The sequence below is a fragment of the Coriobacteriia bacterium genome, from assembly GCA_013334745.1.
Lineage (GTDB): Bacteria > Actinomycetota > Coriobacteriia > Anaerosomatales > JAAXUF01 > JAAXWY01.
On sequence record JAAXWY010000062.1, the window covers coordinates 1 to 10,989 of the forward strand.

The window sequence follows — 10,989 nt, forward strand, 5'->3', positions numbered from 1 at the left end:
ACCGGCGGCCACGTGCGGGTGGAGCTCTCGACTGACGGCGACCGCGCGATCCTCTCGGTGCTCGACGACGGCCCCGGAATCCCCGAGGCCGACCTGCCCCGGCTTTTCGACCGCGTCTACCGAGCCGACACGAGCCGCACGCGCACGAGCGGGGGCGCCGGTCTGGGGCTCGCGATCGTCCGCGCGATCGTCATCGCGCACGGTGGGCGGATCGAGGCCGCGAACCTCCCCGAGGGAGGCGCGCGCATGACGGTGTCGCTCCCGGTGCTCGCCGGCGCTCAGACGACCTCCGCGGCCGTCGAGGATTAGTCGGCGCCGAGCACCGCCGATCGCACGGATTCCGCGATGGCGATCGCCACCGCGATCTTGACCGCGTCTCCGATGACGAACGGGGCCACTCCGGCTGCTGCCGCCGCCGCAAGCGGGAGGTGCGCGGCGTACGCGAGCCACGCGGTACCGATCCCGTAGACCACTACAAGCAGCATGATGCCGGCGCCGATGTCAGCGACCACCCGCGAGGACCCCGCCCGGCGCAGACCCAACCGCGTGAGCGATCCCACGCCCGCGCCGATCACGAAGCCGATCAGATAGCCTCCGGTGGGGCCGAGAAGCACGCCGACTCCGGCTGCGCCCTTCGAGAACACCGGCAGCCCCGCCGCCCCGAGCGCGACGTAAAGCGCCATCGATCCAGCGGCCCAGCCCGGTGGGAGCAGCAGCGCGGCTAGTGCGACGCAGAACGTCTGGAACGTGACGGGGACCGGCTCGATGGGGATGGCAAGCGGCCCGAGGGCGGCCGTCATCGCCGCGATGAGCGCAGCGGTTGTCATGTTGCGGATGCGACCCTTCGAGGACCTGATCGCGGGGGTGGAAGTACTCACTACGGGATCGCTCCGTTAACTCGGCACTGAAAGTTGGTTAACGGTAGCGAGTGCACGAGCGAGGGTCAAGCGCTCCCTCTCTCGCGAACTACCGCTCCGGTGCGGCGATCCCGGCCCCGGGCTCGCGCAACGTGACTTCACCAGCGGCGATCGGAACGACCCCGGAAAGCGTCGCGACCAGCAGCCGACCCTCATCGTCGACACCCATCGCCGTGCCTGTCGCCTTCACAGCGCCGGTCATGTCGCGCACGGTGACCTCACGACCCAGCAGTGACGACCGTGCCTCGTAGTCGGCCCTCATCGCCGAGAACCCCTCGGCCTGCCACCGGTCGTACGCCACGCTGATGCCGTCGAGAACCGCCGCCGCCACCGCGGCGACGCGCGCGTCCGGAGCGGCATCTCGGACGCAGGCGACGGCGTCGAGCGCGGCATCATCGGCGAAGGGCGCCACGTTGAGCCCCACACCGGCAACCACCCACTCAACGCGGTCGGCTTCGGCGGCCATCTCGAGCAGTATCCCTGCGAGCTTGCGCCCTGCGAGCAAGACGTCGTTGGGCCACTTCAGTGAGGTGTCGATCCCAAACGCCCGATCGAGCCCATGCGCAACGCCGAGGGCGACCACCAGCGACAGCGGCGCCACCTCGGCAGCGGTGACCTGTGGGCGCAGCACGATCGAGAGATAGGCGCCGCCCGACGGCGACTCCCAGGTACGCCCCATGCGGCCGCGACCGGCCGACTGGCTGCCCGCGAGCGCGACCGTCCACTCGTCGGCGCCGGCTCGGGCGAGCATGCGCGCATCGTCGTTGGTCGAGTCGGTGTCTCCCCCGCCCGTGAGCGTGAACCGCTCGGGGGTGCGCACGTAGCGCGACACCTCGCTGGGCAGCGGAGCGTCAGGTGCGGTGATGAGCCGGTAGCCCACGCCGGGCTCGGCCACGATCTCGTAACCGGCATCGCGCAACGCCGAGACGTGCTTGCCTACCGCCACGCGGCTGACACCGATCGCACGGGCCAGGACCTCACCGCTCACGCCGCGCTCAGCGGCCTCGCGGAGCGCGGCAAGCACCGCATCACGCGTCGTCATCGGGCTCCTGCAGGCTGCCGTGCGCGGCCTCGTAACGCGCAGCACCAAGCGCAAGCACGCGCTTGTCGCGCCGGCGCTTCCCGTACCAGCCGACCGCGGCCACCACGAACACGATCACGAACAACAGCCACGAGAACGCACCGAAGTACTTGAGTCCTTGCTGGAAGTTCTCGCCGAGGAACCAGCCCACGCCGACGAGTATGCCTGCGTACATGACCGAGCCGAGCAGCGAGAAGGCCTGGAACACCGCTACCTTCATCTTCGAGGCGCCAGCGATCGCAGGTGCAAGGTTCTTCATCACGGCGATGAAGCGCGCGAAAACGATGGTGAACGGGCCTCGGCGCTCGAAGTACTCCTCGCCGGCCTCGATAGCCTCAAGCGAGATTCCGAAGCGCGGACCGACGCTTTGGATGAGCGCAGCCCCGCCCCGCCTGCCGATGATGTAGCTGATGGTCGTGCCGGTCCACGTGCCCAGCGTCGCCGCTGCGAACAGCCCCCACACCGACAGCGATGCGCCGGCGGGTTGGGTGGCGGTGAACGCAGCGGACGCGGTGATGACGTCGCCCGGCGTGAAGCTGCCCACTATGAAAAGGTTCTCCAGCACGGTCGCGAGAAACACGATCACGTAGCCGTATGAGCCGAGTGCGGAGAGCGCCCAATCGAGCAGCGACTGGAAGAAGGCGACCATGCGGCTACACCTCGTCCAGACCGAAGTCGACCACGCCGGCTCCGAGCGTGATAGCGCTCGTGCTCGCGCGGTCAACGCCCGTCGCGCGCAACGCACCGATCCGATCGCGCGTGATGCGCCCGCTCGCCTCGGTGAGCACGCGACGATTCGCTGAAGCCGCGGTCTCGCGAACCACCGCAACCGCCTCGGCGAGCATCTCCTCGTTCATGTTGTCGAGCAACACCATGTGAGCTCCGGCTTTCACGGCCTCGCGCGCCTGTTCGATCGTATCGGCCTCGACCTCTATAAGCAGGTCGGGGTTGTCGGCGTGTGCCTTCTTCACAGCAGAGGTGATGCCACCGGCCGCTGTGATGTGATTGTCCTTCACGAGCACCATGTCGTGCAGCCCGATGCGGTGATTCGTTCCCCCGCCGACACGAACGGCGTACTTCGAGAGCGCGCGCAGGCCCGGAATGGTCTTGCGCGTGTCGCAGATCGCCAAGTTAGCGCCCGCGTCGGCAACCCACCTCGCGGTCTCAGTCGCGATGCCGGAGAGCAGCATGAGGAAGTCGAGAGCGGTTCGCTCGCCTGCGAGCACGGCGGTCGCCACACCCTCGAGCTCGACGACCGGGGTGCCGGCCGCGACCTGCGCGCCCTCGGCGACCAGCGGGAACACCTCGACCGGGTCGAAGAGCCCGGCTGCGCTCGATAACGCGTTGTAGACCGCCGCCACGACCGGAAGCCCGGCGATGACCGCGTCCTGCCGGCAGACGATGCGCCCTGCGAAGCGCGCGTCGAGTCCGATCGCCCCTGCCGAGGTCACGTCGCGCGAAAGCAGGCCGGGTGACCCGACCACGCGACCCGAGAAGCGGTCCGGGTCGACGCCGAGGTCCTCGGCGAGCGCGAGTGCGACGATCTCTCTGACGTCGGGCAGCTGATACACCGCGCTCACCTGTCCTCGCGCAGGCGCGAGCCTGCGGGGGCGAAGGACACTCCCGTGATGGGTTTACGGCGTGGCGAGAGGCCGCGGCGGAACACCGTGCGCACTCGCCAATCCTCGTCGTCGCGGCCGGGGAAGTCGACGCGCGAGTGGCAACCGCGCGACTCGATTCGAAGCCATGCCGCATGCGCAACGAGCGCGCCCACGGTCGCGAGGTTCGCGAGTTCGAGGTCGGGCTGCCGGGCATCGGCGGTCTCGATCGCACTCGTGAGACCGGCGAGCACCGCGGCCGCCTCGGCAAGGCCCTCATCGGTGCGGCCCATTCCCACGAGTCGTTGCATCGTGTCGCGCAGGGTCGAGAGCAGGCCTGCGACGTTGGGATCCCCGCCAGCCGGTGCCGGTGGCTCTGATGCAGCGGCCGTTGGCTCCTCCGACACGATGCGGTTGTAGGTCTCCCCGAAGTCGGCGTCGCCATCGAGCGCGCGCACGATCCGCCGCGAGAACACGAGCCCCTCGAGCAGCGAGTTGCTCGCGAGGCGGTTCGCGCCGTGCAGGCCGCTCGCGGTGACCTCGCCGGAGGCGTAGAGCCCCGGCACACTCGTGCGCCCGTCGACGTCGACGCGCACGCCACCAACCATGTAGTGCGCGGCCGGCGCCACGGGCAGCAGGTCGCGCGAGAGGTCGTAGCCCGCCTCGGCACACGCCTCCCAGATGGTCGGGAAGCGGGCGCGCAGGTGCTCCTCGCCGAGGTGGCGCGCGTCGAGCCAGACATTGTGGCGACCGCACATCTGCATGACGCGCTCGATCTCGCGGCTGACGACGTCGCGCGGAGCGAGCTCGGCGAGCGGGTGCACGTCGATCATGAAACGCTGCACGTTGCAGTCGAGCAGGTAGGCGCCTTCGCCACGCAGCGCCTCGGTGATGAGGAAGCGCGGCGCGGCGTCATGGTCGAGTGCTGTGGGGTGGAACTGCACGAACTCGAGGTCGGCGACTTCAGCGCCGGCGCGCCATGCCGCAGCAAGCCCGTCGCCGGTGGCGATGAGCGGGTTGGTGGTCACGCGGTAGACCTGGCCGGCGCCGCCGGTCGCAAGCACCACCGCATCGGCCCAGAAGACCTCGCGCACGCCCGTCTCGGCGTCGATGACGAGAGCGCCCACGCACCGCTCCCCGCTCGTGAGCAGGTCGACGAGGAAGCGCTGCTCGAACACCTCGATGCGGGCCGAGGCTCGGACCGCGGCTGTGAGCGCGTTCTGAACTTCCGCGCCGGTCGCGTCGCCTGAGTGCAGGACGCGCGGCAGCGAGTGCCCGCCCTCGCGGGCGAGTGCGACCTCGCCGCCCTCCTCGAGATCGAAGTGCACGCCGAGCGCCTGGAGTCCGGCGAGCGCTGCCGGCGCCTCACCGACGACCGCACGCACGACCGCCTCGTCGCACAGCCCCTGACCCACCACGAGCGTATCGGCGAGGTGCAGCTCGACGCTGTCGGCCTCGCCCACCGCCCCGGCGATGCCGCCCTGCGCGTACCAGGTGTTGGTCTCGGTGAGGCGTGACTTGGTGATGAGGGAGACCGTGCGTGCGTTCGATGCTTCAAGCGCGGCGACCATGCCGGCGATGCCGCTGCCGATGACGAGGACGTCGCACGCGTGCTGCGTGCAGTCGGCGGTATCGAAGCCGAGCAGATAGCGGCGCGACAGCGCCTCCGGCAGCCTGCCGGGATGGGGCGCACCACGGTCTGTGGCGCGCTCAGCCAATGGCCACCATCCGCTCGACGGCGGACAGGGCGCGCACGCGCACCTGCTCGTCGACGACGACTTCGCCTGAGAGATCCGCCAGGCAATCGCGAACCTTCTGCAGTGTGGTGACCTTCATGTTGGGACAGAGCATCCGTGGCGAGAGCTCGTGGAAGACCTTGCCCGGTGCCGCCTTCTCGAGCGCGTGGATCAGACCGGCCTCAGTAACGATCACGAATTCACGTGCATCGCTCTCGGCCGCATACGCGAGCATCTGCGAGGTGGACAGCACCGCGTCGGCGAGATCGACGACGTCGGGACGACACTCGGGGTGCGCGACGATGGGCGCGTCCGGATGCGCCTCGCGAGCCGCCGCGACCTGCTCGGTGGTGACGTCGTCGTGCGTAGGGCACCAACCCTCCCACACGGTGACGTCGACCTCGGGCAGAGAGCGCGCCACCCAGTTGCCGAGGTTCTTGTCGGGGGCGAAGAGGATGCGCGAGGCGCCCAGGGAGCGCACGACCGCGACAGCGTTGGCGCTGGTCACGCAGATGTCGCTTTCGGCCTTCACATCCGCCGAGGAGTTCACGTAGGTCACCACGGGGATGCCGGGGTTGGCCGCCTTCCACGCGGCGAGCGCCTCTCCGGTGATCATGTCGGCCATGGGGCAGCCGGCACGCGGCTCGGGCATCAGCACGGTCTTGCTCGGCGAGAGGATCTTCGCTGTCTCGGCCATGAAGTGCACGCCGGCGAAGACGATGAGTTCGGCGTCGGTCTCGGCGGCCTGCCGAGAGAGCCCCAGCGAGTCGCCCACGAAATCTGCGACGTCCTGAACTTCGGCGCGCTGGTAGTTGTGCGCGAGGATGACCGCCCCGCGCTCACGGGCGAGTTCGCGGATCTCTGCGGAGAGGTGGGTGAAGTCGATCACGCTACGAGCTCCTCTTTTCCGAGGTCAAGGGTTCATTCCCATTGTGCGCGACGAAGCGGCCCGCGTCAGCACTCTCAGGCAGAAGTCAGCGCACGATTGTCGAGAAGACGAGTCGCGCCCACGCGCCCGGCGATGATCGCACGCCCGACCTCGCCCACCCGCTCGAGCGGCTCGAGCGTGGACGGGTCGACGACCGCGGCGTAGTCGAGCGCCATCGCATCGCCCGCGTGTGCCGCGACCGCCTCGCGCATGATCGCCTCGAGTCGGCGCCCGTCGCGCTCGCCGAGGCCGACGGCCGCGTGTGCGGCTTCGAGCGCTGCCGGCAACGAGAGCCCGGCGGCGCGCTCCTCAGCCGAGAGGTAGGCGTTGCGGCTCGACAGCGCGAGGCCGTTGGAGTCGCGGATGATGGGGCAGCCGATGATCTCGCAGCCCATATCGAGGTCGAGCGCAAGCCGCCGCACGATGGCGAGCTGCTGGAAATCCTTCTCGCCGAAACAGGCGACGTCCGCCTGTACGACGTTGAGCAGTTTGGCGACGACGGTCGCGACCCCCACGAAGTGACCCGGGCGCACCTCACCTTCCCAGCGGGCGGCAAGCGCACCGGGCTCGACGGTGACCTGCGCATCGGGCGCATACATCTGATCTGTCGACGGCGTCCACACGAGATCGGCACCGGCGGTCTGAAGCAGCGCGCTGTCCTCTTCGATTCGACGGGGATACCGCTCGAAGTCCTCGCCGGGCGCGAACTGCGTGGGGTTGACGAAGATGCTCACGATCACCGTGTCGCAGCGCTGCTTCGCGTCACGAACGAGTGAGAGGTGCCCGTCGTGCAGCGCACCCATCGTGGGTACGAAACCGACGGTCGAGCCCGTCGCCCGGATGCCGGCAACCGCCGCGCGCACTTCGGCCTTCGAGCCGACACGAGCGATCACGGCAGGAGCTCGGTATCGATGTCGAGCGAATCATCCTCGGCGCCCTCGATGATCGCGTCGATCTCGGCGATCACCTCGCCGTCGAGGTGGGTCGTGTTGGCTTCGAGCGGGAACGATCCGTCGCGCACGTCATCGGCGTACGCCGCGACTGCGGCCGTTATCGCGTCACCGATCTCAGCGAAGCGCTTCGCATGCTTGGGCACGAACACGCCCAGTCCGAGCAGGTCGTGGTAGACCTGCACCTGCCCGTCGCAGCCAACGCCCGCGCCGATGCCGATCGTGGGGATGGTAAGCAGCGCGCTGATGCGCTCGGCGAGTTCGGCTGGAACACACTCGAGTACGACCGAGAAGGCGCCCGCCTCTTCGAGTGCGAGCGCATCGGCGATTGCGAGCGTAGCGCTCGCTATATCCTTGCCCTGGGTGCGGTAGCCGCCCAGCGTGTTGACCGACTGAGGCGTCAGGCCGACGTGCCCCATGACCGGGATGCCTGCGTCTACGAGGGACGCGACCAAGTCGAGCGTGGCCGCCGAGGCGTTCTCGACCTTGACCGCAGCAGCGCCACCTTCGGCGATGAGCCGGGCAGCGTTGCGCATGCCCTCTGCATGGTCGGCCGCGTAGGACATGAACGGCATGTCGGCGATGACGAGCGCGCGCGTGGCTGCGCGAGACACGGCAGCGGTCGCTCGCACCATGTCGTCCATGGTGACCGGCAGCGTCGAGTCGTGGCCGAGCATGGTCATGCCGAGCGAATCGCCGACGAGGATCGCGTCGACGCCAGCAGCCTCGACGAGCCGGGCGGCGTGATAGTCGTAGGCCGTGAGGACGACGATGGGCCGTCCGGCCTCCTTCATCACGCGAAACGCGGGCGCGGTCACGCGCGGCACAGAGGGTACAGGAGGGGTAGCGCTCATAGGTGACGCCTCCTTTGCGGTTCACGGTCGCAGCCTCGGGCGAGGTCCACGCAGTGCCTCCGACGGGAGAGACAGTATAGCGCGAGGAGCGCGCAAGCCCTGGGCACGGGGACGAGACTCGCCTACTCAGCCTCTTCGCCCGCGAACTCCTCGGGATACACGACCTCGGCGGTCTCAAGTTCGGCGAGCAGGCGGCTGGCGCGAGCCACGTCGGCGACCGGCACGAGCAGTTGGAACCGCGCCGGGAGCCCGAACGGGTCCATGCTCGTCTCGGGCTCGTAGGGATCCCATGCGAACGGAATGCCCGCCTCCTCCAACGCCTCGCGCTGGAACATGAGGTGCGCGTCCCATCCTGCGACCACATCGTTCTCGCGCGCGGACTCGGCGACAGGCACCCAGTCGGGCGCGAGCACGGGCTCGTTCACGAACCGCCCAAGGTCAGGGATGGGACCGAGTTCATCAACGATCAACCCGATCGTCGCTCCGTCGTGGGTGACGCGTGTGCCGTCCGGCAGATGCAGTCGCGGTGCGATGGCCAGCAGCGGCGTGACGACGAAGTCACGCTCGAGCAGGTGCGGGTGCGGAATCGTGAGGTCCGGCGTCGATATCTCCTCATCCCCGAAGGTGAGGATGTCGAGATCGATCACGCGCGGGCCATTCTCGATGGTGCGCACACGACCCATCTCATCCTCGACGGCATTGAGGTGCCTCAGCAGCTGCTCCGGCTCGAGTCGGGTGTCGAGTTCCACTACCGCGTTGGCGAACTCACGCTGATCCATGTGGTACGCGGGTTCGGTCTCGTACGCGAGCGACGCTGCGCGCACGTGCGTGTCGGGCAGATCCGCGAGCGCTCCAAGCGCAAGCGCGAGATTCGCAAGTCGGTCGCCCTCGTTCGAACCGATTCCGATGTATGCGGTCGTCATCGTCGGTCTCCCATCGCTTCGCGTCCGGGATCGCCCCGTCTACGTGGAGTATTCCCTTAGCGCGCGATGCGTGTCGCATGCAGCACGAAGATGAAGCGGCCCCCGGCAAGATGGCCGAGGACCGCTCATGAGTCGATGCGCTTGGAGCCGGTTCAGCTGCAGGCGAAGCTTGTCGGCTGGAACCTGCTCACGCGCGGCAGCCTAAGGTCTGCCGCGCGTTACTTTGCGAGCAGAACCAGCAGCGGAACCAGCAGCAGCGCCACGATGTTGAAGACCTTGATCATCGAGTTGAGCGCAGGGCCCGCGGTGTCCTTGTACGGGTCGCCGACGGTGTCACCGGTGACAGCCGCCTTGTGAGCGTCGCCGCCCTTGACGTGCTTGACGCCGTCCTTGTCCACGAAGCCGTCCTCGAAGCGCTTCTTGGCGTTATCCCACGCGCCACCACCCGAGGTCATCGAGATGGCGACGAACAGGCCAGTGACGATCGTGCCGACAAGCGCGCCACCCAGCATCAGCGAGGTGAACGTGAAGGCATCGGCGAAGCCGGTCGCCTTGAGGATGAAGCCAATGAGAATGATGAGCACCGGCACGCCGGTCGGGATGAGCGCGGGGAGCGTCATCTCGCGCAGGGCGGCCTGGGTCACGAGGTCGACGCAGCGCGCGTTGTCGGGCTTCTGCGTGCCCTCCATGATGCCGGGCATCTCGCGGAACTGACGACGCACCTCTTCGACGACGGCGCCGGCGGCCTTGCCGACAGCGGTCATCGCGAGCGACGCGAACAGGAACGGCAGCGCACCGCCGATGAACAGACCGACGAGCACGTAGGGGTTGGAGAGGTTGAAGACGAGCTCCGCCTTGCCGGCGGTCTGCTCGGTGATCGCGTGCGTGAAGTCGGCGAAGAGCACGACGGCCGCAAGAGCCGCCGAGGCGATGGCGTAACCCTTGGTGACCGCCTTGGTGGTGTTACCCACGGCATCGAGTGCGTCGGTGACGACTCGTACATCAGCGGGCAGACCGGACATCTCGGCGATACCACCGGCGTTGTCCGTGACGGGACCGAAGGCGTCGATCGCGACGACGATGCCCGCCATCGAAAGCATGGACAGCGCCGCAACGGCGATGCCGTAGATTCCGGCGAGCGCGAAGCTGATGAGCGTCGCGAGCGCGATGACGATGACCGGCAAGCCGGTCGCCTCCATGCCCACCGCGAGGCCCTGGATGACGTTGGTGCCGTGACCGGTGACAGACGCCTGCGCGATCGAGGTGACCGGGCGGAACTGCGAACCGGTGTAGTAGTCAGTGATGTAGACCATGGCAGCGGTCAGGCCGATGCCGACGAGCGCACAGAACCAGATCGTCAGCGGGCTCGGGCCGACCTTGGCGCCTACCGCGACAAGCGTCTCGCCGATCTTGGTCAGCTTGAAGACCTCGACCGTAGGCGTGAGCCACACGATGACCGGGTAGAACAGGACGGCAGCGATGGCGGCCGCGGCCCACAGACCCTTGTAGAGCGCACCCATGATGGTGCCGTTCGGGCTCATCTTCACGAAGAAGGTACCGATGATGGAAGCGACGATGGACACGGCGCCCAGCGCGAGCGGCATACCCAGCGAGAACGCCAGGACGATCGGGCCATTACCGAACGCCAGGATGCCGATGAGCATCGCAGCGACGGTGGTGACCACGTAGGTCTCGAACAGGTCGGCGGCCATACCGGCGCAGTCACCGACGTTGTCACCGACGTTGTCGGCGATGACGGCGGGGTTGCGGGGGTCGTCCTCGGGGATGCCGGCCTCGACCTTGCCGACCAGGTCGGCGCCGACGTCGGCGGCCTTGGTGTAGATGCCGCCCGCGATACGGGCGAACACGCTCATCAGCGAGCAGCCGAAGCCGAGGCCGACGAGGGCGTGGAACGCGTGCTCGGGATCCGCGGCCTTCGCGATCGCGTAGAAGCCAGCGATGCCGAGAATGCCGAGGCCGACGACGATGACGCCCGTCACCG

The 10,989-nt window shown here is 68.4% G+C and carries 11 protein-coding genes; 1 reads left to right on the top strand and 10 read right to left on the bottom strand.

Annotated features, from left to right (window positions below; all coding sequences use genetic code 11):
* Positions 1 to 309 (top strand): sensor histidine kinase (locus tag HGB10_11230; protein ID NTU72373.1); only part of this gene is annotated, 309 nt, incomplete at its 5' end.
* Here HGB10_11230 and HGB10_11235 read toward each other — a convergent pair.
* The 10 genes from HGB10_11235 to HGB10_11280 form a co-directional block, all read right to left on the bottom strand.
* Complete coding sequence (locus tag HGB10_11235) at positions 306 to 827, bottom strand: biotin transporter BioY (GenBank protein NTU72374.1); 522 nt, start codon at positions 825 to 827, stop codon at positions 306 to 308. The genes HGB10_11230 and HGB10_11235 overlap by 4 nt on opposite strands.
* Before the next feature lie 139 nt (positions 828 to 966).
* On the bottom strand, positions 967 to 1,959 hold the full coding sequence (locus HGB10_11240; protein NTU72375.1) for a biotin--[acetyl-CoA-carboxylase] ligase: 993 nt from the start codon (positions 1,957 to 1,959) through the stop codon (positions 967 to 969).
* Positions 1,946 to 2,647 carry a DedA family protein gene (locus HGB10_11245; GenBank protein ID NTU72376.1) on the bottom strand — a complete coding sequence of 234 codons (702 nt, stop codon included), beginning with the start codon at positions 2,645 to 2,647 and terminating at the stop codon, positions 1,946 to 1,948. Before HGB10_11245 ends, HGB10_11240 begins: the two co-directional genes overlap by 14 nt.
* A 4-nt stretch (positions 2,648 to 2,651) precedes the next feature.
* Positions 2,652 to 3,569 (bottom strand): carboxylating nicotinate-nucleotide diphosphorylase, encoded by a 918-nt coding sequence (gene nadC, locus HGB10_11250; GenBank protein ID NTU72377.1) that lies wholly within the window; start codon positions 3,567 to 3,569, stop codon positions 2,652 to 2,654.
* Positions 3,570 to 3,574: 5 nt separating this feature from the next.
* Positions 3,575 to 5,167: an L-aspartate oxidase gene (gene nadB / locus HGB10_11255; GenBank protein ID NTU72378.1), complete on the bottom strand. Its 1,593-nt coding sequence runs from the start codon at positions 5,165 to 5,167 to the stop codon at positions 3,575 to 3,577.
* A 139-nt stretch (positions 5,168 to 5,306) separates the two neighbouring features.
* Positions 5,307 to 6,221, bottom strand: a complete 915-nt coding sequence (nadA, locus tag HGB10_11260; GenBank protein ID NTU72379.1) for a quinolinate synthase NadA — start codon at positions 6,219 to 6,221, stop codon at positions 5,307 to 5,309.
* A 74-nt stretch (positions 6,222 to 6,295) separates the two neighbouring features.
* On the bottom strand, positions 6,296 to 7,150 hold the full coding sequence (locus HGB10_11265; protein ID NTU72380.1) for a pantoate--beta-alanine ligase: 855 nt from the start codon (positions 7,148 to 7,150) through the stop codon (positions 6,296 to 6,298).
* Positions 7,150 to 8,064 (bottom strand): 3-methyl-2-oxobutanoate hydroxymethyltransferase, encoded by a 915-nt coding sequence (gene panB / locus HGB10_11270; protein ID NTU72381.1) that lies wholly within the window; start codon positions 8,062 to 8,064, stop codon positions 7,150 to 7,152. Before panB ends, HGB10_11265 begins: the two co-directional genes overlap by 1 nt.
* Before the next feature lie 122 nt (positions 8,065 to 8,186).
* Complete coding sequence (gene folK / locus HGB10_11275; protein NTU72382.1) at positions 8,187 to 8,987, bottom strand: 2-amino-4-hydroxy-6-hydroxymethyldihydropteridine diphosphokinase; 801 nt, start codon at positions 8,985 to 8,987, stop codon at positions 8,187 to 8,189.
* A 218-nt stretch (positions 8,988 to 9,205) separates the two neighbouring features.
* On the bottom strand, positions 9,206 to 10,989 hold a 1,784-nt coding region (locus HGB10_11280), incomplete at its 5' end, for a V-type H(+)-translocating pyrophosphatase (GenBank protein ID NTU72383.1).